Source organism: Mariniflexile aquimaris, from assembly GCF_042676825.1.
GTDB classification, from domain to species: domain Bacteria; phylum Bacteroidota; class Bacteroidia; order Flavobacteriales; family Flavobacteriaceae; genus Mariniflexile; species Mariniflexile aquimaris.
This window is the reverse complement of record NZ_JBHTIB010000002.1, coordinates 175,354-200,149: the sequence shown is the minus strand read 5'-3', so window position 1 is coordinate 200,149 and position 24,796 is coordinate 175,354. Positions and strand designations below refer to the sequence as shown.

General features: G+C 34.0%; 22 protein-coding genes. 20 read left to right on the top strand and 2 right to left on the bottom strand.

Features of this window, described 5'->3' with window-relative positions:
• Window positions 1–2: 2 nt before the first annotated feature.
• The 9 genes from ACFQ0I_RS00920 (at window position 3) to ACFQ0I_RS00880 (ending at window position 11,242) form a co-directional block, all read left to right on the top strand.
• Window positions 3–1,883, top strand: a complete 1,881-nt coding sequence (locus ACFQ0I_RS00920; RefSeq protein WP_379938524.1) for an alpha-amylase family glycosyl hydrolase — start codon at window positions 3–5, stop codon at window positions 1,881–1,883.
• A gap of 1 nt (window position 1,884) precedes the next feature.
• A complete protein-coding gene (locus tag ACFQ0I_RS00915; RefSeq protein WP_379938522.1) occupies window positions 1,885–3,546 on the top strand; it encodes an alpha-amylase family glycosyl hydrolase in 1,662 nt (553 codons plus the stop codon).
• A 209-nt stretch (window positions 3,547–3,755) separates the two neighbouring features.
• Window positions 3,756–4,217 carry a peptide-methionine (R)-S-oxide reductase MsrB gene (gene msrB, locus ACFQ0I_RS00910; protein ID WP_379938521.1) on the top strand — a complete coding sequence of 154 codons (462 nt, stop codon included), beginning with the start codon at window positions 3,756–3,758 and terminating at the stop codon, window positions 4,215–4,217.
• Window positions 4,207–4,746, top strand: coding sequence for a peptide-methionine (S)-S-oxide reductase MsrA (msrA, locus tag ACFQ0I_RS00905; RefSeq protein ID WP_379938519.1), 540 nt, complete (start codon window positions 4,207–4,209; stop codon window positions 4,744–4,746). The genes msrB and msrA overlap by 11 nt, the downstream gene beginning before the upstream one ends.
• A gap of 39 nt (window positions 4,747–4,785) precedes the next feature.
• Entirely contained in the window at window positions 4,786–5,274 is a 489-nt protein-coding gene (locus ACFQ0I_RS00900) for a peroxiredoxin family protein (RefSeq protein ID WP_379938517.1), read from the top strand.
• Between the two features lie 4 nt (window positions 5,275–5,278).
• Window positions 5,279–6,841 (top strand): protein adenylyltransferase SelO, encoded by a 1,563-nt coding sequence (locus tag ACFQ0I_RS00895; protein ID WP_379938515.1) that lies wholly within the window; start codon window positions 5,279–5,281, stop codon window positions 6,839–6,841.
• Window positions 6,842–6,870: 29 nt separating this feature from the next.
• A complete protein-coding gene (locus ACFQ0I_RS00890) occupies window positions 6,871–7,815 on the top strand; it encodes an aldo/keto reductase (RefSeq protein WP_379938513.1) in 945 nt (314 codons plus the stop codon).
• A gap of 108 nt (window positions 7,816–7,923) precedes the next feature.
• Window positions 7,924–8,790 (top strand): acyl-CoA thioesterase, encoded by an 867-nt coding sequence (locus ACFQ0I_RS00885; RefSeq protein ID WP_379938511.1) that lies wholly within the window; start codon window positions 7,924–7,926, stop codon window positions 8,788–8,790.
• 109 nt (window positions 8,791–8,899) lie between these two features.
• Entirely contained in the window at window positions 8,900–11,242 is a 2,343-nt protein-coding gene (locus tag ACFQ0I_RS00880) for a GAF domain-containing protein (RefSeq protein WP_379938510.1), read from the top strand.
• A gap of 1 nt (window position 11,243) precedes the next feature.
• Here ACFQ0I_RS00880 and ACFQ0I_RS00875 read toward each other — a convergent pair whose 3' ends face one another.
• Window positions 11,244–12,419, bottom strand: coding sequence for a Pycsar system effector family protein (locus ACFQ0I_RS00875; protein WP_379938508.1), 1,176 nt, complete (start codon window positions 12,417–12,419; stop codon window positions 11,244–11,246).
• A gap of 42 nt (window positions 12,420–12,461) precedes the next feature.
• Between ACFQ0I_RS00875 and ACFQ0I_RS00870 the strand changes: the two genes are divergently transcribed.
• Window positions 12,462–16,148, top strand: a complete 3,687-nt coding sequence (locus ACFQ0I_RS00870) for a metallophosphoesterase (protein ID WP_379938506.1) — start codon at window positions 12,462–12,464, stop codon at window positions 16,146–16,148.
• Here ACFQ0I_RS00870 and ACFQ0I_RS00865 read toward each other — a convergent pair.
• On the bottom strand, window positions 16,145–16,942 hold the full coding sequence (locus ACFQ0I_RS00865; protein WP_379938505.1) for a hypothetical protein: 798 nt from the start codon (window positions 16,940–16,942) through the stop codon (window positions 16,145–16,147). The genes ACFQ0I_RS00870 and ACFQ0I_RS00865 overlap by 4 nt on opposite strands.
• 489 nt (window positions 16,943–17,431) lie before the next feature.
• Here ACFQ0I_RS00865 and ACFQ0I_RS00860 point away from each other — a divergent pair, with 489 nt between their 5' ends.
• From ACFQ0I_RS00860 to ACFQ0I_RS00815, 10 genes are all read left to right on the top strand, one after another.
• Window positions 17,432–18,118: a glycerophosphodiester phosphodiesterase gene (locus ACFQ0I_RS00860; protein ID WP_379938504.1), complete on the top strand. Its 687-nt coding sequence runs from the start codon at window positions 17,432–17,434 to the stop codon at window positions 18,116–18,118.
• Complete coding sequence (locus ACFQ0I_RS00855; RefSeq protein WP_379938503.1) at window positions 18,115–19,326, top strand: BaiN/RdsA family NAD(P)/FAD-dependent oxidoreductase; 1,212 nt, start codon at window positions 18,115–18,117, stop codon at window positions 19,324–19,326. Before ACFQ0I_RS00860 ends, ACFQ0I_RS00855 begins: the two co-directional genes overlap by 4 nt.
• 39 nt (window positions 19,327–19,365) lie before the next feature.
• Window positions 19,366–19,611: a hypothetical protein gene (locus ACFQ0I_RS00850; RefSeq protein WP_379938501.1), complete on the top strand. Its 246-nt coding sequence runs from the start codon at window positions 19,366–19,368 to the stop codon at window positions 19,609–19,611.
• Window positions 19,601–19,873 (top strand): hypothetical protein, encoded by a 273-nt coding sequence (locus tag ACFQ0I_RS00845; protein ID WP_379938499.1) that lies wholly within the window; start codon window positions 19,601–19,603, stop codon window positions 19,871–19,873. Before ACFQ0I_RS00850 ends, ACFQ0I_RS00845 begins: the two co-directional genes overlap by 11 nt.
• Before the next feature lies 1 nt (window position 19,874).
• The gene (locus ACFQ0I_RS00840; RefSeq protein ID WP_379938497.1) at window positions 19,875–20,414 is read left to right on the top strand and encodes a DUF1697 domain-containing protein; all 540 of its coding nucleotides are present in this window, start codon (window positions 19,875–19,877) and stop codon (window positions 20,412–20,414) included.
• A 1-nt stretch (window position 20,415) separates the two neighbouring features.
• Window positions 20,416–21,531: a diphosphomevalonate/mevalonate 3,5-bisphosphate decarboxylase family protein gene (locus tag ACFQ0I_RS00835; RefSeq protein WP_379938496.1), complete on the top strand. Its 1,116-nt coding sequence runs from the start codon at window positions 20,416–20,418 to the stop codon at window positions 21,529–21,531.
• Window positions 21,532–21,546: 15 nt separating this feature from the next.
• Window positions 21,547–21,900 (top strand): four helix bundle protein, encoded by a 354-nt coding sequence (locus ACFQ0I_RS00830; RefSeq protein ID WP_379938495.1) that lies wholly within the window; start codon window positions 21,547–21,549, stop codon window positions 21,898–21,900.
• A gap of 37 nt (window positions 21,901–21,937) precedes the next feature.
• A complete protein-coding gene (locus tag ACFQ0I_RS00825; protein WP_379938493.1) occupies window positions 21,938–22,867 on the top strand; it encodes a mevalonate kinase family protein in 930 nt (309 codons plus the stop codon).
• A 53-nt stretch (window positions 22,868–22,920) separates the two neighbouring features.
• Complete coding sequence (locus tag ACFQ0I_RS00820; RefSeq protein WP_379938492.1) at window positions 22,921–23,826, top strand: geranylgeranylglycerol-phosphate geranylgeranyltransferase; 906 nt, start codon at window positions 22,921–22,923, stop codon at window positions 23,824–23,826.
• 70 nt (window positions 23,827–23,896) lie between these two features.
• Window positions 23,897–24,775 (top strand): pseudouridine synthase, encoded by an 879-nt coding sequence (locus ACFQ0I_RS00815; RefSeq protein ID WP_379938491.1) that lies wholly within the window; start codon window positions 23,897–23,899, stop codon window positions 24,773–24,775.
• The last annotated feature ends 21 nt before the right edge of the window (window positions 24,776–24,796 follow it).

Below are 24,796 nucleotides of genomic sequence, written 5' to 3'. Positions count from 1 at the left end.
TTATGAGAAATCAGTTAAAATATTTATTGTTAATTGCAGTAGTAGCGCTTTTTAGCTGCCAAAACAATAAAAAATCAGAATCAGTTCAAAATACAGTTATGAAAGAAAGTCCTAAAAAAGAAGTTGTATATCAGGTTTTCACACGTCTTTTTGGTAATACAAATACCAACAATAAACCTTGGGGAACCATCGAAGAAAACGGTGTTGGTAAGTTTAACGATTTTACCGAAAAAGCTTTAAAAGAAATTAAAGATTTAGGAGTCACGTATATTTGGTATACCGGTGTTCCGCATCATGATGTTATTCGCGATTACACAAAATATGGTATTTCTAACGACGATCCAGATATTGTTAAAGGTAGAGCAGGTTCACCCTATGCCGTAAAAGATTATTACAATGTAAATCCAGATTTAGCGGTCAATCCTAAAAACCGGTTACAAGAATTTAAAGCATTGGTAGATAGAACTCATAAAGTGGGTCTTAAAGTAATTATTGATATTGTGCCAAACCATGTGGCGCGTAATTATAAAGGATTAACAAATCCGAAAGGGGTTGAAGATTTTGGAGCTTCAGACGATACCTCTAAAACCTATGATGTTAATAATAACTTTTATTACAACCCGAACGAAGCGTTTAAAGTGCCCGTATGGGAAAACGGTTATTTGCCCTTAGGTGGCGAAAAGGCACCTTTAGCCGATGGTGTTTTTAAAGAAGTTCCTGCGAAATGGACGGGCAACGGATCGCGATTATCCCAACCTCATATTAATGATTGGTACGAAACCGTAAAAGTAAATTATGGCATTTCACCAGAAGGAAAAAAAGATTTTAACGAACTACCTGAAGGTTTTGAAAACGAAGACTATAAAAAGCATTTTGAGTTTTGGAAAGATAAAACCGTACCAAGTTCATGGATTAAATTTAGAGATATCGCACTGTATTGGTTAGATTTTGGAGTCGATGGTTTTAGATACGATATGGCAGAAATGGTTCCGGTAGAATTTTGGAGTTATATGAATTCCAGTATAAAAATGAAAAGACCAGACGCTTTTTTATTAGCTGAAGTTTATAATCCAGATTTGTATAGAGATTATATTAAACGCGGAAAAATGGATTATTTGTATGACAAAGTACAGCTATACGATACCATAAAACATATTATGCAAGGGCATGGAAGTACCGATTACATTGCGCCTATTCAAGATAATTTAAAAGATATTGAGCATAACATGCTGCACTTTTTAGAGAATCATGACGAGCAACGTATTGCAAGTCCGGAATTTGCAGGAAGTCCAGAAAAAGGGAAGCCCGCTATGGTAGTTTCGGCAACTATTAGTACCTCGCCAACCATGATTTATTTCGGACAGGAATTTGGGGAACCCGGAGCCGAAGATGCTGGTTTTGGCGATCCTTCCAGAACCTCCATTTTCGATTATATAGGGGTTCCAACCTTACAACGATGGGTAAATAATAAGCAATTCGATGGTGGGCAATCCACAGAGAAAGAAAAAGCATTACGAGATTTTTATAAGCGTTTATTAAACTTTACAATAAAAAGTTCCGCCTTAGCAGGACATTATCAAGACATACATCATTTTAATAGACAACATACCGAATGGTACAACGACAAAGTTTTATCGTTTGTAAGATGGAGTGATACCGAAAAATTAATTATCATTTCAAACTTTAATGCAGAAAACACCTATGGTTTCGAATTAAGTCTTCCACAGGATATTATAGAAAAATGGCAATTAAAAGACGGGAATTATAAGGTTGAAGATCAATTATACAAAACCTATAAATCAACACTAAAAGTGAGCAATAAGCAAGCTAAAGTTAGGGTTGATATTAAACCATTAGAGTCTTTCATTCTTAAATTAAAATAATATGAAAACTAGATTCTTACTAGCCCTAATAGGTGTCATTACTTTTTTTAATTGCGAAGAAAAAAAGAAAGCGGACATAGTTTCAAACAAAGAAAGCGTGTTTGTTTGGGAAGGTGCCAATGTATATTTTTTGCTTACCGATAGATTTAACAATGGCGATACTTCTAATGATGTGAATTTTGACAGAACAAAAGAAACGGGAAAACTTCGTGGTTTTGAAGGTGGCGATATTAAAGGGATTACTCAAAAAATTGAAGAAGGCTATTTTACTAATTTGGGTATCAATGCCATTTGGATGACACCAATTGTAGAACAAATACACGGTGGAACCGATGAAGGTACTGGTTTTTCTTATCCATTTCATGGGTATTGGGCAAGCGATTGGACAGCCATCGACCCTAATTTTGGAACCAAAAACGATTTACACGCATTAATTGAAGCAGCCCATAAAAAAGGCATTCGTATATTGCTAGATGCTGTTATAAATCACACCGGTCCGGTAACAGAAAAAGATCCGGTATGGCCAGAGTCGTGGGTAAGAACCAGTCCGCAATGTGCCTATGATAATTACGAAAACACAACGTCTTGTACCCTGGTTAAAAACCTGCCAGATATAAAAACCGATAGCGATGAAAATGTAGAATTACCTCCGCAATTAGTCTCAAAATGGAAGGCTGAAGGGCGTTACGAGCAAGAAGTTAAAGAACTCGATGCATTTTTTAGCAGAACCGGATATCCGCGGGCACCTCGTTTTTACATTATAAAATGGTTAACCGATTATATTACAGAGTTCGGATTTGACGGCTATAGAGTAGATACGGTTAAACATACCGAAGCCTATGTTTGGCAAGAGTTTAAAAAAGAATGCGATATCGCTTTCGCGGAATTTAAAAAGAACAACCCCAAAAAGGTTTTGGATGATAATAGTTTTTACTTGGTAGGCGAGGTTTATAACTACGGAATCAATACCGGACAGTTTTTTGATTTCGGCGATAAAAAAGTAAATTATTTTGATAATGCGTTTCAAAGTTTGATAAATTTTCAGTTTAAATGGAATGCAGCACAGCAAGATTATGAAACCTTGTTTAGCACCTATTCAAACTACTTAAGTACCGATTTAAAAAATTTCGGAACATTGAATTATGTGTCGTCGCACGATGATGGCGCGCCTTTTGATCCCGAACGTATGAAGGCCGTAGAAGCTGGTACAAAATTATTGTTGGCGCCCGGAACTGCTCAGGTGTATTATGGCGACGAGTCATCGCGCCCTTTAATAATTGAAGGCACTCAGGGTGATGCAACCTTACGCTCTTTCATGAATTGGGATGCCATACAAAATAATGTAAAAACAAAAGCCATTTTAAATCACTGGCAAAAATTAGGGCAATTCAGAGCCAACCATCCTGCAGTAGGTGCGGGTTCTCATAACATGATATCTAAAAGTCCTTATCTGTTTTCCAGACATTTTTCAAAAGGAAATTATAGCGATGTGGTAGTGGTTGCATTAGATGTTTCAAAAGGTGAAAAGGAATTGGATGTTTCAAAAGTTTTCAAAAATGGCGATAAGTTGCGCGATGCATATTCAAACAAATCTGTCAAAGTAAAGAATGGAAAAGTGATAATTAATTCTGAGTTTGAAATCGTTCTTTTAGAAAAAATATAATGTTGATTTTTTAAAATAAACGCCTTGTTACATACAAGACATTTGGTTTTTCTACATAAGTTTAACCAGAGAAAGTTAATTTCTCTGGTTTTTTTTATTAAATATATGTAACTTTATTAAGCAGCATTTTGAAAGGAAACAGGTATCTTGTCGACTGTAGATGAATCAAAATTTAAGCAATTTCACGAAAAAAAACGATCCGATATACTATGATAACTTGGAAAGATGTAATTAATTTTTCAGTAAAAGGCAACCCAGTTCCTGACAAGCGCGTTGAAAAAACGGAAGCCGAATGGCAACAAGAATTAACGCCAGAACAATTCAGAATTACAAGACAAAAAGGAACCGAACGTCCGCATAGTGGCGCGCTTTGTACTATTCATGAAGCAGGTAAATACAATTGTGTGTGTTGTAATACACCGTTGTTTGATTCTACCATAAAGTTTGAATCGGGTACAGGATGGCCAAGTTTTACCCAGCCAATAAAACCTAACGCTATAAAATACGAACGCGATACGGCGTATGGTATGGTACGTATTGAGGTTATGTGTAATACTTGCGACGCCCATCTAGGGCATGTTTTTCCAGACGGACCAGAACCAAGTGGATTGCGTTATTGTATCAATTCAGAATCCATGCAATTAGAAACAGCGCAAAAAGATGGTGAATAAAAATTTACAATTGGCCACAATTGGTGGAGGCTGTTTTTGGTGTACAGAAGCAATTTTTCAAGAAATTAAAGGTGTCGAAAAAGTGGTGTCGGGCTATTCGGGCGGTACAGTGCCAGGGCATCCAACATATCGCGAAATTTGTTCTGGATTAACGGGTCATGCCGAGGTAATTCAAATAACATTTGATGCGAATATCATTTCATTTGAAGAAATTTTAGTTATTTTCATGACCACACACGACCCAACAACTTTAAATAAACAAGGTGCCGATGTAGGAACACAATACCGTTCGGTTATTTTTTATCATGATAACGAACAAAAGGCAACAGCTGAAAAGGTTATTAAAGAAGTTTCTAAATATTACGACGCTGCCATTGTAACAGAAGTGAGTCCGTTGGAAGTGTTTTATAAAGCGGAAGACTCTCATCAAAATTATTATAGAAACAATAAAGAACAAGGGTATTGTAGTTTTGTAATTACGCCTAAATTATCAAAGCTTAGAAAGCTTTTTGCTGATAGATTAAAGTAATCTTTAATATTCTATTTATAAAAAGAAAGGACTAAACAAATGTCAATTTATAAAGACAGAGCGCAATTGTTTAAGGCTCCAGAGTTTCAAGTAAATGATTGGCTAGATAAGTATGGTAATAAAACAGAGCCGTTGAAATTATCAGATTTTAAAGATAAATTCAAAGTAGTGTTCTGCTTTCAAAGTTGGTGTAGAGGCTGCCATTCAAAGGGTTTGCCAGATTTAAAACGTATGGTTGAGGCTTTAAATGAAAATGAGAATGTTGTTTTTTTAGCGATTCAAACGGTTTTTGAGGGACATCATACCAACACTTATGAAAGAATGGCTGAAACTCAGAGGCTTTATAACATTCAAATCCCTTTCGGGCATGATGCAGGAAATGATGGAACGTCCATATCCAACATTATGAAAAATTATAAAACAGGAGGGACGCCTTGGTTTATTTTTATAGATAAAAATGATTTTGTGGTGTTTTCAGATTTTCATTTGTATCCTAAACACGCTATAGATTTTTTGAAAACGATTTAACAACATGAAATTTAAATTAAACGATACATTTACTAAGGAATTACCCGCAGATCCAATTCTGGAAAACAGCCGAAGACAGGTTGAAAAAGCCTGTTTTTCTTATGTGCATCCTAAACGAACTTCCAATCCAGAATTGCTTCATGCATCGCCAGAAATGCTTGAAAATCTGGGGTTGACTCAAAAGGATTCGCAATCGGAAGAATTTCTAAAAATCTTCACTGGTAACGCGGTGATAGCTAATACAAAGCCTTACGCCATGTGTTATGGCGGACATCAATTTGGTAATTGGGCAGGACAGTTAGGCGATGGACGCGCGATTAATTTAGCCGAAGTTGTACATAATAACAGCCGTTGGGCTATGCAGCTTAAAGGTGCCGGTGCAACGCCTTATTCCAGAACTGCCGACGGTTTAGCGGTGTTGCGTTCTTCTATAAGAGAGTATTTGTGTAGTGAGGCCATGCATCATTTAGGGGTGCCAACTACGCGAGCTTTGTCTTTAGCAATTACGGGCGACCAAGTATTACGCGATGTCATGTACAACGGCAATCCAGATTATGAAAAAGGCGCTATAGTTTGTAGAGTAGCCCCAACATTTTTGCGATTTGGTAACTACGAAATTTTCGCGGCACGACAAGATTTTGAGACCTTAAAAACCTTGGTAGATTATACTATTAAACATTTTTTTTCTCATTTGGGAGAACCATCAAAAGATACCTATGTAGCATTTTTTAACGAAGTTTCTCAACGCACCTTAGAGACGATTATCGAATGGCAACGGGTAGGTTTTGTACATGGCGTAATGAATACCGATAATATGTCCATTGTTGGCTTAACAATCGATTATGGTCCATATGGTTGGTTAGAAGGCTTCGATTTTGGGTGGACGCCAAACACAACCGATCGCCAACATAAGCGCTACCGATATGGGAATCAACCAAATATTGGACTCTGGAATTTATACAAATTGGCAAATTCGGTGTATCCATTGATTAACGATGCAAAACCTTTTGAAGCTATTTTTAATCAGTATAAAGACGATTTTGAAAAGAAGTCTTTAAAAATGATGCGCTCAAAATTGGGATTAGAAGTTGAAGATGCTTCTGATACTGCCTTAATTCAAGAATTGGAAGATAATCTGCTTTTAACGGAAACCGATATGACAATGTTTTTTAGGAAATTATGTGATTTCAATTTGGAACATAAATCGAAAGGATTAAAGATTGTGAACGATGCGTTTTATGTTCCAAAAGAAGTTTCAGGCGATATTGAAACGAAATGGCTTGTATGGTTTGAGCGTTATGCAAACCGTTTGAAGCAAGAACCAATTACTTCCGAAGAAAGAAAAGCAAAGATGGATGCTGTAAATCCGAAATACGTATTGCGAAACTACATGGCACAATTAGCAATCGATGATGCCGATAAAGGCGATTATAAGTTAATTGATACTTTGTTCAATTTGCTTAAAAAACCCTATGATGAGCAACCCGAACACGAAAAATGGTTTGCTAAACGACCCGAATGGGCACGCCATAAAGTAGGTTGTTCCATGTTATCTTGCAGTTCGTAAATTGTTTAATAAATTAAAATAAAAACAGAGTGACTTTAGGACTTGGAATGGCGGCAATTGGAAGACCGCATTATATAAATGTAAGAACCAATACCGTAGCAAAAAGCAATGTAAATGAGTTAAAAACGGAGGGTTTTAAAGTGTTGGATGAGGCCTATAAATTAGGCGTCCGGTATTTTGATACGGCCCCTGGTTATGGGTTAGCAGAAAAATTACTCATAGAGTGGTTAGCAAACAAAAGTGATAAAACTATAGAAGTAGCAACAAAATGGGGCTATACCTACGTTGCTAATTTTGATGCCAATGCGCCAGTTCATGAATTGAAAGAGCATAGTCTGTTTAAATTAAAGGAACAATGGCAGGAATCTAAAAAACTGTTACCTTTTTTAACAACCTATCAAATTCATTCGGCGACTTTAGATACTGGTGTGTTAAAAAATGAGGCTGTTTTAAATGAATTGTATCATTTAAAAAATGAATGTAATTTAAAGATAGGCATTTCAACAACGGGCGAAAATCAAGTTGAAGTCATAAAAAAAGCATTAGATGTTGTTGTTGAAGGCAAGCCCTTGTTTGAAACCTTTCAAAGTACTTACAATTTTTTAGATCAGAGTATTTTAACTATGAGCGATACGTTGAAGCAAGCCAATAAAAGGCTCATTATTAAAGAAGCTTTAGCAAACGGGAGAATGTTTAAAAACGCGAAATATCCAGAATATCAAGCGTTTTATAATGTGTTAGAAAGCTTATCTTCAAAATACGATGTAGGTGTAGATGCTATCGCGTTACAATTTTGTGCCAGCACAATTCCGGAAGCTGTTGTTTTAAGTGGCGCAAGTACCGTAAAACAATTACAGGAAAATTTAAAAATGAATAGCTTTCATTTAACCGAAGACGACTTAAATAGATTGAAAACCTTTAAAGTTACTCCAGAGAAATATTGGAAGGAGCGCAAGCAACTAAAATGGAATTAAATCTTGGTTCGTTTGTATTGGATATTTGGTAAAGTAACATCAGATAAAACAGGAATTATTATATTTAAAATACTATCTGATGTATTTTTGCAGTCTTAAAGAAATTATATGACTTCTGTAAACGATTTATTAGACTTATTAATTTTAGATAAAATTAGCGATACCGAATATAACGGTAAAAGTAAAACCATAGGTAGCCCTATAGTTTTTGGTGGTCAGGTATTGGCGCAGGCTATTCATGCTGCAACCAATACTATTCATAATAATAGAATATTACACTCCATGCATTCTTATTTTTTAGAAGCAGGAAATTTAGAATTACCCATTACCTACAATGTTAGCATTGTGAGAGATGGTGGTAGTTTTTCGGTGCGTCGAGTAACCGCGCATCAAAAAGACCGGACTATTTTTATTTTATCGGCATCCTATCATAAAAAAGAATCCGGTCATGAGCATCAAATGGATATGAAGCCTGATCTAAAACAACCTGAAGATTTGTTAAGCTGGACCGATATTCTTCAGCAATACGGCGATTTTTTACCAAGAAGTTTAAAAGCCTTTTTCGAAATTAAACGCCCTATAGAGTTTAAACCTACGGTAATTGTTAATCCTTCAGATAAAAAAGATTTACCACCATTTTGCGATGTGTGGTTTAAGTTAAAAGGCGATGCCAGCAATTTAGATTTGGCAACCAAACAACAGATTTTAACCTATATATCAGATTATAATATCTTAACTTCAGCATTATACCCGCATGCTAGTAAAGCGCATTGGGGTAATACCCAAACAGCGAGTTTAGATCATTCTATGTGGTATTTTAGAGATTTCGATTTCGACGATTGGATGTTGTATTCTATGGAATCTCCCAGCATGTCGAATGCCCGAGGTTTTGCAAGAGGCAATATTTTTACTAGGGAAGGTAAGCTCATTGCATCGGTAGCGCAAGAAGGGTTAATGCGACCAATTATTAAATAATGTATTGTTTTTGTAAGATACCAATGTTACTTAGACTAAGATTATAATTTGTAATTTTGCATTTGTAAATCATTTTAGAAGTTTTATGTTCAATTATTCAGAATCTCCAATGACATTAACTATCAGTTTTAATAAACTGATAGCGCAATACGAGCATTTTACTAATAGTGATGATGAGCTTACAGCGAATAGAGCAAAGCGTATCTTGCAAATAGGAGAAGCTATTCCGGTGCTTCGTGAAGGTTTTACAGATGTTTCCATTCTTGAAACCTATAAAAACGAGATTCGTTATATTCTTCAAGATTCTTTTAGCCCTGTTTTAACAAATAACGAAATTAAAGCGGCTTCAATTCCTTTTGAAGATGTGGTTTTTAATTCTTCAGAGCGTTTTAAAAAAATAATTCAAGCCGCCGGAAATCAATTCGAATTAAAAATAAAAAACATGCCAGAAGATGATTTTTACATCATTGCCTGTAGTGTGATTTTAAATTTTTATTACGGCTATAATATAAATTTTAAGCGACCATTTTTATACGAAATTCCAGATGCGAACGGTATTATTAGGTATTATAAGATTTTATATAATGCCGATTTTACAGAAATTATACCAACCGAAAAGGCTCCAAAAATAACCGAGGAAGATTATAATTTGTTATTGGATAATTTTGACAACATAGAGCTTTGGAAAGAGAAATTCCCGCCAAATAGCTATACATATAAAGGTTTCGTAATTTCTAATATTTTTGATGTAACCGACGATCAGTCTATCTCTAATGTGAAGTCGAGTCTTATAAGTGAAAAGAATAATAACGACGATAAATTTTTTATAGATTTTCAAGAAACATTCAGGTCGCTGTTTGGAATAAAAGATCTTAAAGTAGGGTTTTCGAGTTATAATAAAGAAGAAAACTCATTCGAACATATTTTTGGTGGCGAGATAGAAAGCTTTTTGTTAGATAATACAGAATCATCTAAATGCCATGATGTATTATGTGATGCGTCGTATAGTCGCCTTCTCGAAAACAATAAATTTCTAGCTATTTCAGATGTCGATGAAAAGCATAAAGCATCTAATTGCAAAGTTCCGCAGTTAAATATTTTTAAGAGACAAGGTATAAAAAGTGTAATCTTAGCGCCCATTGCTGTTAATTCTAATTTGTTTGGGATTTTAGAGATCGTATCAAATAAACCAAAAATACTGAATAGCATCAACGCTAATAAATTAGCAGATGTGATGCCGTTTATAGTTTCGGCCGTTAAGCGTTCAAAACGAGAAGAAGAAAATTTAATAGACGCCGTCATTCAGCAGGAATGCACGTCTATACATCCAAGTGTACACTGGAAGTTTAAAAAGGAAGCTAAAAGATTTGTATATGAACAGGAAATTGGTAATCCAGCAACGTTTAATAAAATAGCGTTTAATGATGTTTACCCATTATATGGTCAAATTGATATTAAAGGATCTTCTGAAGCAAGAAACTGGGCAACAAAACAAGATTTAGCAGTACAATTAAATAGCCTTAAAACTATTTTAAAATCAGCTATAATAATAGAGAATTTGCCTATTTATCAGCAGTATATTTATCAAATAGATGTGTATCTAGAAAGTTTAGAAAATCATTTTCAGGTAGATAGTGAGCAGCAAATAAGCGATTTCCTTAAAAATGATATTAATTTAGTGCTTGAGCATTTAAACAAATTAGCTGGTGTTAAGGAATTATTAGATGCGTATTATCAAGGTATTCACAATGAACTGAATATTGTTTACGATAGCAGAAAAAAGTACGATGATACCATTTCAAAAATCAACAAAAGAATGGCTTCGCTTTTAGATAAAAAGCAAGAAGAAGCACAAAGCATGTACCCACATTATTTTGAGCGTTTTAAAACAGATGGGGTAGAGCATAATATGTACATTGGTAAATCTATAACTAAAGAAGATAATTTTAATCTTGTTTACTTGTACAATTTAAGGCTTTGGCAATTACAGGTTATGTGCGAAATGGAGAATGCCTATTACCAAATGCAGCCAAATTTCCCAGTGCAATTAGATGTGGCTTCCATGGTTTTAGTATTTAGCCAACCGCTATCTATTAGTTTTAGAATGGACGAAAAACAGTTTGACGTAGATGGTACTTACAATGCGCGTTACGAAATTGTAAAAAAACGCGTTGATAAAGCGTTTGTTAAAGGCACCAATAAGCGCGTCACCGAAAAAGGGAAAATTTCGATTGTATATTCTCAGAAACAAGATGAAATCGAGTATTTAAAGTATATTAAATTCTTGCAAGCTAAAAAGTATTTAGATACCGATGTTGAAATTGTAGAGTTACAAGATTTACAAGCGGTGACAGGTTTAAAGGCTATTCGTGTGAGTATCTTATACCATAAAACACCCGAAGACAAAGAGTTTTATACCTACGAAGATTTAATGAAAGAAATTAAAGCTTAATTTATTTTCCTGCATATTGAAAAGCGACAGTAAAGGCAATAACGCTTACTATAATTCCAATCATAAAAATAGTATAAGTTAAGCGCAGAATTTTATATTTTCTGTTAAGCACCAAGCCTAAAAAATACAGGTCTTTTTTCATGGCAGAGTATAGGTAGTCGCGATCTTCCATCATTTCGCCCATAGCCCATTCAAAATCTTTTAAATTCATTTTATGAAAGTTACCAAAAAACAACAAGTTTACTTTTTTGTTTTTCACATCTTCCTTGGTAAACTTTCCGCTTGTTACATTGGGTCTGGTAGCTATAATAGATAACACCATAGCTACAACGGTAAAAAGCGTAAAAATAACAGTCGGCATAATTAAATAATGATTGGAAGGACTATCTAGTTTAGGAATTAAATTAGACAATACCATCGATACAATAATAGCATTTACCGACAGCAGAATATTAGCTTTCGTATCGGCAATGTTACTTAACGTTATGTGGTTTCTTAAAGTCACTCGAAACATGGTTTCTATACCACGCTCTGGCGATTTAATCTTATCCTTTTTTCTTTTGTTTGTTTTTTCTGCTTGTTTTTCTTTTTTACTCGTTTTAAAAAGTGTTGCTAAGTTTTTTTCCTTGCCTTGCAACCAATTTTCAATAGCAAAACGGGTATGAAATTGGTGATGTTTTGTTAAAAATGAAATGTTTTCTTGTGTCCATTCACTTTCAGTAAATGTTTTATTGTGCGTCTGTTCCAATTCATAACGCAGCAGTTCACTAATATCAAAAAAATTCTTTGTTCCAAAATGGGCACAATCGGCGTCTTGAATGATTCGTTCTAGTAAATTCTTGGGTTCGTGACCTATTTTGGTAGCCAAAATAATATTGGTGATAATGTCAATTCTTTCAGCCTCTAAACCTTGTGCTTTTAAAAATTCAGTAGCTATTAAAGCGCTTTGTTCCTCATGTTTTTCGGTGCCTTTAGTATAGCCTGTATCATGAAACCACGCGGCAATACGTAGATTTTCTGCATCTATTTCATTTATGTTTTCTCCCTCAATAAGTTCGTTGGTGTATTGAACCACACGTTGTGTATGGCCTAAATTATGATAAACAAAGGTGTCTGGCAATTCGTTTCTAAGTAAGTTTGAAACGTATTTCTCGACTGTGGTAAGCAATTGATTCATTTAAAATATTATTTTTACGAAAATAGCAATTAATCTATTAACATGGGGTTTCGCCAAAGTATCATTTTAATCATATCAACTTTTTTTGTTGTTGCTTGTGCAACGTATAAACCGCAATATTCTGTCGATACTAACAAAGAAAACTTTCCAACGGAAAAAACTATTGCACACACTTTTTATTTAATAGGCGATGCGGGCAATTCGCCTATTGGTAGCGAAACCGAAACGATTCAATATTTTAAATCGGAATTAACTAAAGCTTCCAAAAACAGTACCGCCATATTTTTGGGGGATAATATTTACCCGAAAGGCTTGCCTAAAAAGAATAAATCCGGGAGAGATTTTGCAGAGCATCAGCTTAACGTTCAAATAAATTCAGTAAAAGATTTTAAAGGAGAAGTCATTTTTATTCCAGGAAATCATGATTGGTATTCTAATGGGCTTGAAGGATTAAAACGGCAAGAAGAATTTATAGAAGACGCCTTAGGAAAAAATACTTTTTTACCAGAAAATGGTTGTCCTATTGAAAAAGTAACTATTACAGACGATATTGTTTTAATAATAGTCGATTCAGAATGGTATTTAACCAATTGGGATAAGCATCCAACCATGAATGATGATTGCGAAATAAAAACGCGGTCTAAATTTTTCGATGAGTTTGAAAGCGAAATAAAAAAAGCACGGGGTAAAACAACAGTGATTGCTGTGCATCACCCTATGTTTACTAATGGTAGCCATGGCGGTCAGTATTCGTTTAAAAGTCATTTGTCACCACTGCCCGTTTTAGGCACCCTAAAAAATGTGATTAGAAAAACAAGCGGTATAACAACGGTCGATGTTCAAAATAAGCGCTATAATGAATTCAGAAAGCGCCTTATTACACTATCGCAAGAGAATGACAAGGCTGTTTTTGTTTCGGGTCACGACCATAATTTACAATACATTGTTCAAGACAATTTAGCACAAATTATAAGCGGTTCTGGTTCAAAATTATCGCCGACAAAAAATATTGGTGGTGGTAAGTTTTCTTTTGCTACGCCTGGGTTTGCGCGGTTAGATGTTTTTAAAGACGGCTCTTCGTTCGTGCGTTTTTACGCCACTAAAAACAAGCAGGTTGTTTTTGAAGCTGAGGTGTATCCAGAAGATCAATCAAATGATATTTTGAAAACAAATTACGCGTTGTTTCCAACAGAAAAAACAGCATCAATTTACACCAAAGACGAAACAACAAAAGGGTGGTGGCATACTTTGTTTTGGGGCGAGCGCTATAGAAAGTATTACAGTACAGATGTAAAATTACCAACGGTTAATCTTGATACCCTGTTTGGAGGAGTTGTGCCGGTTAGAAAGGGTGGTGGGCATCAATCGAAATCATTGCGTTTAGTTGATAAAGAAGGTAGGGAGTATGTTATGCGCGCACTTCGTAAAAGTGCCTTGCAGTATTTACAAGCGGTCGCATTTAAAGATCAGTATATTGAAGGAGAATTTAAAAATACCTATGCCGAAAATTTACTGTTAGATGTGTTTGCAGGAGCACATCCTTATGCGCCGTTTACTATAGGTGCCTTGTCTGATGCTGTTGGGATTTATCATTCCAATCCAAAACTTTATTATGTGCCAAAACAAGAAGCATTAGCACATTTTAATAACGAATTTGGTGATGCCATTTATATGATAGAAGAAAGTGCCGATTCTGGTCATGGTGATAAAGCGAGTTTTGGCTTTTCTGATAAATTAATAAGTACAGACGATGTGCTTAAAAAACTAAATGAAGATGAAGATTTTCTTTTAGATGAACCTGCTTACATAAGAGCGCGATTGTTCGATATGTTAATTGGCGATTGGGACAGACATGAAGACCAATGGCGTTGGGCACAATTTAAAGAAAAAGGAAAAACAATTTATCGCCCGGTACCCAGAGACCGAGACCAGGCTTTTTCTATAATGGCCGATGGGGCGCTTTTAAGTTTTGCAACAAAAGCCATACCCGCATTACGTTTAATGCAAAGTTATGAAGAGGATTTAAAAAGTCCGAAGTGGTTTAATTTAGAACCCTATCCGCTAGATATGGCTTTAATTATCGGGTCAGATAAAACTGTATGGGACCGCGAAGTCAATCATATTATTAATAATTTAACTGATGATGTTATTGATAAAGCGTTCTTAAATATCCCAGAAGAAGTTAACGATGAAACTATCATAAACATTAAGCAAAAATTAATTGGTAGAAGACAGCATCTTCAAAAAATTTCAGATTCCTATTACAAACACCTCAATAAATATGCGGTTATAAAAGGAACAAATAGAGACGATTGGTTCGATATTAAGCGCTTGCCAGAAGGTAAAACAAAAGTAACGGCGTATCGAATAAAAAAAGGAGATAAAGAAGGTGTTTTTCATACCAGAATTTATGATGCAGCAGATACTAAAGAGATTTGGATATATGGTTTAGACGATGATGATGTGTTTAAGGTATCAGGAAAAGAAAGCGATAACGAAATAACACTTCGATTAATTGGCGGACAAAATAATGACAGATACAATATTAAAAATGGCAAGCGTGTTAAAATTTATGATTATAAAACGAAGCCTAACGAATTTGAAACCAACTTAGGAAGCAAAAATTTAACCGACGATTATATTACAAATGTTTACGATTATAAGAAACTAAAAAATAATTCGAATCAATTAATGCCAACCATAGGCGCTAATCCAGACGATGGTTTTAAAATAGGCCTTACAAATACCTATACAAATTACGGGTTCGATAGAAATCCGTTTACATCGCAGCACATACTAAAAGCATCACATTATTTTGCGACAAACGGAATTGAAATAGGGTATATGGGCGAATTTGCACATGTGGTGGGTAAGATGAATTTAGGCGTGAATGTTAATTATACCAGTCCTAATTATGCCGTAAACTTTTTTGGTTATGGAAATGAAACTCTAAATCCTGAGGCTGATGAAAACGACGGATTAGATGTTGATATGGACTATAATCGCGTAAAAATACAAGCCTTTAATGTAGCGCCAGCCTTAATTTGGAAAGGACAAATGGGGGCGAGTTTTAAAGTTGGAATAGCTTATGAAGCTTATGAAGTAGAGAAATCGCAAGGGCGTTTTATAAACCAAATTATTGGAAACGGTGTAGAAGTTAGCAACAGTTTTATTGGAGCAGAGGTGGCATATAGCTATGAGAATTACGATAATAAAGCGTTTCCAACCAATGGCATGGTAGTGAATTTACAAATGGGATATAAATCTAATATTAATAATTCTAACGAGTTTTTCTATATGTTGCCACATATAGGTTTTGAATATAAATTAACATCTAGCAATAATCTTGTTTTTGCAACCAATCTGTTGGGTCATTTAAATTTTAACGATGGTTACGAGTTTTATCAAGCAGCTTCTATTGGAGCTAATAACGGATTGCGAGGATATAGAAATCAGCGATTCACGGGTAAAAATGCCTTTGTGCAAAGCACAGACATTCGGTTGAATTTACGAAAAGTAAAAACAGCCTTATTACCAGTTAATTTTGGACTTTATGGTGGCTTTGATTACGGTCGGGTTTGGTTGCATGATGATTCATCTAGAATTTGGAATACCTCTGTTGGTGGTGGGATATTTGCTACTGCAGCCGATATTGTTACGTTTAATTTATCGGCTTTTAATAGCGATGATGGTTTGCGTTTAGCATTTAAATTAGGATTCGGTTTTTAATTAAACAGGTAAATATTGCCATTCAAATTCCCTGTTCGTTCATCGGTGATAAAAAGTTCGGAATCCGTTTTAAAGCAAACACCTTCTTTTTGTGAATTGTGATCTAAATTTAGTTTTTTAATTTTTCCTGAAAAGAAGTCATCAGATTTAAAATTGGTAATTTGCCAAACACTATCATGATTTAAAAGGACAATCGCTTTGCAATTCTCACTAATATCAGCTGAGGTGATTTTATTGTTTTTTCCTTTCAGATTAAAAGAAGTAACATATTCGGCAATATGGTCTCCCGTCTGGTTCGGAACCTTAACCATGACGCCTTTTCCATCCGATTTACTAAAAATATAAAAGTGTTTTTTGAAGAGGAAAAAGGCTTCGAAATCGTTGTGACGAAGCTTTTTTGGAAGTGTAAAGCTGATACTTTCTGCAGTAGTGTTATTCGATGTTAAATCTGAAACTTTATAGATTGTAAATTTTTTTCGGTTAAAACTATTGTTGCCAAAATCTCCAATGTAGATATTTCCTAAATTATCTGATGTTAAATCTTCCCAATCTCTATTCTTTGCGTTCGTAATTTTAATATCTCGAATTATAGAGCCTTTGCTGTTTAGACCATAAACGTGGTTTTTGTTACCCGAATCTTCAATTACCCATAATAACTCAGAATTCCTGAGGGTTTCAACCCCAGAAACTTCGTTTAAGCTAATAGGTAAATTGGCAATAACGCTAAGTTCTCCATTTTTACAAGAAAAAAGGCAACACGTACTTATAAAAAAGAGTAGTTTAATTTTTAACATGCTATAATTCCATTTTAAAACCAATAGTATAACTATAAATTCAAAGCGAAAGTACATCTTATAGCTTTAAAGATTTGTTAAATTGTGTCTCGCTTCAAAAGCTTAGATACTTAAAGTGTAAAACGAAAGTATTAAAATATCAGTTTTGGTAAGATAAGGAATTATGATTAACTTTAAAGTTCGTACTCTATTTAAAAGAAATAGGGTAGTTTTCAGTAATATATCTAGCAGTATTAGTTTTAAAAGGAGTTTTTTTACAGTAAAAGTTTTTTAATTTCAGAAAAGAGCTTGTGGAATTGGGTTTTAAATGAATATTGAAAATGAATTTTTTCAACAGAAGTAAAACTATTACTACTATTACATTAGCGAACTATACGAAAGTTTGTTTTTGGATGAATATTTAGAATAAATAGACTAAGTTTGGTACTTTTTTAAGCATCAAATTATCAACCATATTATTACTAAAAAATCTCTCAGCATTAAGTTTTCATGAATAATACAATTTTAAAAATAGGGCATAGAGGCGCTAAAGGACATTTTGCCGAAAACACGTTAGAATCTATAAAAAAAGCATTGAGTTTAGGTGTTGATGGAATTGAAATAGATGTGCATCGTTGTGCGTCGGGTCAGTTAGTGGTTTTTCATGACTTTACATTAGATAGAATGACCAATACTTCTGGCGAAGTTTCAAAATTTACGCTTACGCAATTAAAACGTGTTGAAGTAAAAGGGCATTGCCAAATTCCAACCCTATCGGAAGTTTTAACTTTTGTGAACAATAGATGTCTTTTAAATGTTGAATTAAAAGGACATGACACAGCTGAAGAAGCAAGCAGGTTAATAACATTTTTTATAGAAAAAAAAGGGTGGGATTATAGTAACATTATAGTTTCTAGTTTTCAAAGCAATTTGTTGGAAACGGTGCATAAAGCAAACCCAAATATTCCGTTAGGTGTGATAACCGATTCTAATTTGGAGAAAGCCGTAGTATTCGCAAAAACCATAAATGCGGTTTCTATTCATGTAGATTACACCATGTTAACCGAAGAGATTGTTGCAAAACTTAAAGAAGATTTTAAAGTATTTACCTTTACCGTAAACAACCTAAAACCAATAAAACGCATAAAAACGTATGGTGTAGATGGCATTATTTCAGACTACCCAGATAGATTATGATTGAAAAAGATGTGATTGTTGTTGGTGGTGGTGCTGCCGGTTTTTTTGCAGCGATTAACATTGCAGAACAAAATCCACACTTAAAAGTAGCGATTCTAGAAAGGGGTAAAGAAGGATTGCAAAAAGTTAAAGTGTCCGGTGGAGGTCGTTGCAACGTTACACATTCCGAATTTATTCCCCAAGAATTGGTTAAAAATTATCCGCGTGGTGAAAAGGAATTATTAGGGCCTTTCCATCAATTCATGACTGGCGATACCATCGAATGGTTTGAAAAACGAGGAATTGAATTAAAGATTGAAGACGATGGACGCATGTTTCCAATGTCAAATACTTCGCAAACTATTATTGATTGTTTTTTAAATCAAGCTAAAACGCATCAGGTTGAAGTGTTATACAATCATGCCGTCAAATCCATACAAAAACTAGATGATAATTGGATAATAAATACATCGGAAGACGATTTTTCAGCACAAAAATTACTCGTTGCCACTGGTAGCAGTACTAAAATATGGACTCTTTTAAAGAAGTTAGGACATACAATTGTGCAACCCGTTCCGTCCTTATTTACCTTCGATATTAAAGACGAACGCATTAAAGATATTCCTGGAGTTGTAGCCCAAAACGTAGAAATTAAAGTTGTTGGCACCGATTTGTATAGTGAAGGGCCGTTGCTTATTACCCACGTTGGTATGAGCGCGCCAGCCATTTTAAAATTATCGGCTTTTGGAGCAGTCGAATTGGCAAAACGAAACTATAATTTTCAGATAGAAATTAATTTTATCAAATATTCGTTTTTAGATTGCTTAGATCAGTTAAAACAACTAAAACACGATTTAGCCAAAAAAGCAGTTTTTAAATCGGCGCAATTTGAAATACCAAAACGCTTATGGCAAAAATTGGTGTTAGCATCTCAAATGGATGAGGAAACTAGATGGGCAGATTTAAATAAAAATCAATTAGAAACCTTATCGTCACAACTTACATCGGCCACTTTTCAAGTAACCGGTAAAAGTACTTTTAAAGAAGAATTTGTAACCGCTGGAGGTGTCGATTTAAAAGAAATCAACTTCAAAACCTTTGAAAGTAAACTGCATAAAAACCTGTATTTTGCTGGTGAAGTGATTAATGTAGATGCTGTTACAGGCGGTTTTAATTTTCAAAATGCATGGACAGGGGCTTATATTGCAGCTAAATCTATATCAAAATAATATATTTTTTATATATTTACTATTTAAAATTTATATATCATGGGAAAGACTAAAAAATTAATCGAGTTAGATAATAAAGCTTTAGAAATTCTTGAAAAGCAAGCAAAACTCCAAAAACGCTCACTCAAAAATTATTTAGAATATACTTTGGAAGATACAGCCATGCGTTACAGCGAACCCTCTGAAGCATATAAAAAAATGATAGATGACATGATAAAAAGAGATGATGAAGGCAAGCTTAAAACCTATTCTTGGGATGAGATGAAGGCTGAATATGGTAAATAAGATAGTGAAGTTTACAGAAGAAGCTAGAATTGAGTTTCACAAGGCTAAATGCTTTATGGAATTTTCAGGTAAAGAAGCTGTTTTCTGGGAAGACGTCAACAGACAATTAGAACTTATTTTACAATTGCCAGATGCCTTTCAATTTAGGTACAAAAATGTGCGTATTATTACTTTAAATAAATTCAATTATTCCATTCATTACGTAACTAAGCCTTATGGCATACTTGTGTATCGATTTCTAAACCAAAATCAAGATTTCTAAAATGCCAATATTTATCGCGTTTTTAAGAGGTATTAATGTTGGAGGCTATAAAAAAGTGCCTATGGCTGAATTGTGCGATTTGTTAACAAGTGTGGGTTTTCAAAACGTTCAAACCTATATTCAAAGTGGAAATGTTGTTTTTCAATCTTCAATAACAGCTATTTCTGAATTAGAACGTAATATTCAAACGGCTATTTTAAACAAATTCGGATTTGAAATTTCGGTGATTGTAAAAACGAATATCCAGTTAAAAACTATTTTTGAAGCGTCGCCTTTTTCTGAAGAAAAACTTGAAACGAGTTATTTTATCCTTTTAAACAAAATTCCTGATAGTAATTTGTTGCAAGAAGTTGGAAATATGATTTACGAAAATGAAGACGTTGTAATTAAAAATGATTGTCTTTATTTTTATAGCGATGCTGGCTACGGAAAATCAAAATTCAACATGAATACATATGAACGAAAGTTAAAAGTGTCTGGAACCGCCAGAAACTATAATACAATGGTAAAACTATTATCTTTGTCGTCAGATTTAAGTTAGCATGACCGAACAAAAATTCATTCCTAGAAAATATACCAATACCATTGAAAGTGGTAAAGTAACTTGGGAAAGTCCAAGTAACATAGCTTTAGTAAAATATTGGGGCAAAAAGAAAGACCAAATTCCAGAAAACCCTTCCATAAGTTTTACCCTAAATAACTGTAAAACAATTACAAGTTTAAGTTTTTCAAAAAAAGAAAACACTTCCGATTTTGAATTTGAAGTTTTTTTAGATGGTGAAAAGAAAGATGATTTTAAACCAAAAATTGAAACCTTTTTTAAGCGTGTTGAAGTTTATTTGCCTTTTTTAAAGTACTATAAATTCAAAATTGACACTAAAAATACCTTTCCGCATAGTTCTGGTATCGCCTCATCGGCAAGTGGTATGAGTGCATTGGCATTGTGTTTAATGAGTATTGAAAAACAATTGTCGGAATCAAATGTCGCGTCCGGCGCGGTTGAGGCGTCATTAAACAATGAATATTTCAACCAAAAAGCCTCTTTTTTAGCACGTTTAGGCTCTGGATCGGCTTGCAGAAGTATTGAAGGCGATTTAATTGTTTGGGGAAAAAACAAAACTGTTGAAGGAAGTAGCGATTTATTCGGAATAAAATATCCCTATAAAGTTCATGACAATTTTAAGAACTATCAAGATACTATTTTATTGGTTGATAAAGGTGAAAAACAGGTTAGCAGCACCGTTGGGCATAACTTAATGTTCAACCATCCGTATGCCCAAAACCGTTTTAATCAGGCGCACGATAATCTTGATGCATTAAAACCCATCTTAGAATCGGGTAATTTAGACGCATTTATACAACTTATTGAAAGTGAAGCCTTAACATTGCATGCAATGATGATGACCAGTATGCCTTATTTTATTTTAATGAAACCAAATACGCTCGAAATAATTAATAAAATATGGACGTTTAGAGCAGAAACGGGTTTACATATTAGTTTCACTTTAGATGCTGGTGCCAATGTGCATGTGTTGTATCCAAAGAACGAAGCATCTAAAATATTAGAATTCATTAAAAATGAATTAGTTGCATATTGTCAAAACGGTCATTATATTTGCGACCAAATTGGACTGGGTGCAAATCAATTAACAATGTAAAATTGATAATTGACAATGAAGCAAGAAAACATAATTAGAACTAAAAGTTATCAATTTGCTGTAAGAATTGTAAATTTGTATAAGTTTTTAGCTGAAGATAGAAAAGAATTCGTGCTTTCAAAACAATTATTACGCTCAGGAACATCGATTGGTGCTAATGTTAGAGAAGCAGAACATGCAGAAAGTAAAGCAGATTTTATCCATAAATTAGCAATTGCTCTTAAGGAAGCAAACGAAACGGAGTATTGGTTAGATTTGCTTAAAGAAACAGGCTATTTAAATAATTCTGAGTATATTAGTATTCAGGTTGATATAAAAGAAATTTTAAAACTTCTTACAAGTATCATAAAAACATCAAAACAAAATTAATTGTCAATTATCAATTGTCAATTATGAATTGAATTATATGAAAGGACCATTATTTTACTCTAAAATTTTACTCTTCGGAGAGTATGGAATCATAAAAGATTCTAAAGGGCTATCCATTCCTTATAATTTTTATAATGGTGCCTTAAAAACCGATAGCAATCCTTCGGAAATAGCGATAAAATCGAACGAAAGTTTAAAGCGTTTTGTTACGTATCTGGAAACTATTAATCCGGACTTAGTAACTTTTGATATCGAAACCCTTAAAAACGATGTTGAAGCAGGAATGTATTTCGATTCTTCAATACCTCAAGGATATGGCGTTGGTAGTAGTGGTGCTTTAGTTGCGGCTATTTATTACAATTACGCACACAATAAAATTACGGTTTTAGAGAACTTAACACGTGAAAAACTACTGACTTTAAAATCTATTTTCTCTGAAATGGAGTCTTTTTTCCACGGTAAATCATCTGGTTTAGATCCTTTAAATAGCTATTTAAGTATTCCAATTCTAATCAATTCAAAAGATAATATAGAAGCCACTGGCATTCCATCGCAAAAGGCTGATGGCAAAGGCGCTGTGTTTTTATTGGATAGTGGTATTATTGGCGAAACGGCACCCATGGTAAGTATTTTTATGGAAAATATGAAACAAGAGGGTTTCAGAAATATGCTTAAAAACCAATTTATAAAACATACAGATGCTTGTGTGGATGATTTTTTAAAGGGCGATATAAAATCCTTATTCAAAAACACAAAGCAGTTATCAAAAGTGGTGTTGAATAATTTTAAGCCCATGATTCCTGTTCAGTTTCACGAACTATGGAAAAAAGGTATTGAAACCAACGAATATTACTTGAAACTTTGTGGTTCTGGTGGCGGAGGCTATATTTTAGGATTTACTGAAAATATTGATAAAGCAAAACAGTCATTAAAAGATTATAACTTAGAAGTTGTATATAACTTTTAAATTTCTATTGGTATTCTGAAGTAATTTTCAGGGTTTCATAAAACACCTTTTTCATGCTCTCCAGAAAACAAAAACATATACTTCTCAAGTTTTTTAGCATGTTTTCTGTGGTAAGAGGGTATAATATCTTGGTTATTGTAATTGCGCAATATCTGGCGTCTATTTATATTCTAGCACATGATAAGCCGCTACGCCATGTTGTTTTCGATATTAATTTATTTATGTTGGTTTTAGCGTCATCTGCTACTATTGCGGGAGGTTATATTATTAATAATTTTTACGATTCAGAAAAGGATTTAATTAACCGACCAATTAAATCTAAGCTTGATAAGCTAATAAGCCAAAATACAAAGCTTTCTTTTTATTTTGTTTTAAATTTTATGGCTGTTATTATGGCGAGTTATGTGTCGTTTAGAGCAGTAATATTCTTCTCTATTTATATTTTTGGCATATGGTTTTATTCTCATAAATTAAAAAAACTACCTTTTATTGGTAATTTAACTTCGGCCATTTTAACAATTACGCCTTTTTTTGCCATTTTTATGTATTACAAAAATTTCGAAACAGTCATTTTTGTCCATGCCATCTTTTTGTTTTTACTAATCTCTATGCGAGAACTTACTAAAGATTTGGAGAATATTACAGGCGATTTAACTCAAGATTATCATACAATCCCGGTAGTTTATGGCGAAGGGGTTTCAAAAAAAATGCTGACAATACTCGCCTTATTAACCTTAGTTCCATGTTATTTGCTTCTGTATAAGTTTGAAATTGGCCATATGTATTTGTATTTTTACTTAAGTATCATTTTAATAGTGTTTTTTCTAATTATGCTTTGGAAGTCTAAAACTAAATTGCACTATTTGTTGCTACACAACGTATTAAAATTTATTATTGTTTTAGGTGTTTTTAGCATTTTGTTAATCGATGTTCATGTTGTTCTTAACAGGTTGTTTTAGAAGCTTTTTTAGTTAATTATAACACTAATTAATAGTAATATATAGTATATATTTGCAAAAAATTAAAGTAATGAGCAGAAAGCAAGGAGCAAGTGGAAAAGGAAGATCTTCAGGTAGAGGTCAGGAAAATGGTAACGGTAAAGGTTCAAGTCGTGGCGGCAATTATTCAAAAGGTAAAAGTCTTGCCAGAGGTAATGCCCCTATTCGAAATGTAAATCCACCCGTTAAAAAAGCTTCAAATCCAGATGAGATAAGATTAAATAAATACGTGGCCAATTCTGGTATGTGTTCGCGTAGAGAAGCCGATGTTCATATCGCAACAGGTCTTGTGAGCGTAAATGGCAAGGTAATAACAGAAATGGGCTATAAAGTTAAACTGGGAGACGAGGTGCGTTACGATGGTGCGCGAATTAATCCTGAGAAAAAGGCCTATGTATTGCTAAATAAACCTAAAGGTTTCGCTACCACAACCAGCGAAGGTAAAGGAAGAACAGTGATGGATTTAGTGGCAAACGCTACAACGTCCAGAATTAAACCTATTGGTAGATTAGGAAGAAACTCCAAAGGGTTGTTGCTATTTACCAACGATGACCATATTGCTGAAAAATTCACGAATTCTAAAAATGGTGTAGCAAGATTGTTTCATGTGGAATTAGATAAAAATTTAAAGCTGGAAGATTTAAAAATGATTCAAAACGGTTTTAAAATTGAAGGAAAGCTTATCGCTGTTGAAGAAATTAGCTATATAGATGGAGCCTCTAAAAATGAAATAGGCTTAAAAATCAAGAATACAGGAAACACCTTGATAAGAACTATTTTTGATTATTTTAAGTACGAAATAGTTAATCTGGATTGTGTTGCTATCGGGCCACTTACAAAGAAAGATTTACCTCGTGGCCATTGGAAACATCTTACCGAACAGGAATTAAACAACCTGAAGATGCTCTAAAAAAAATCTAAAAAAAAATGT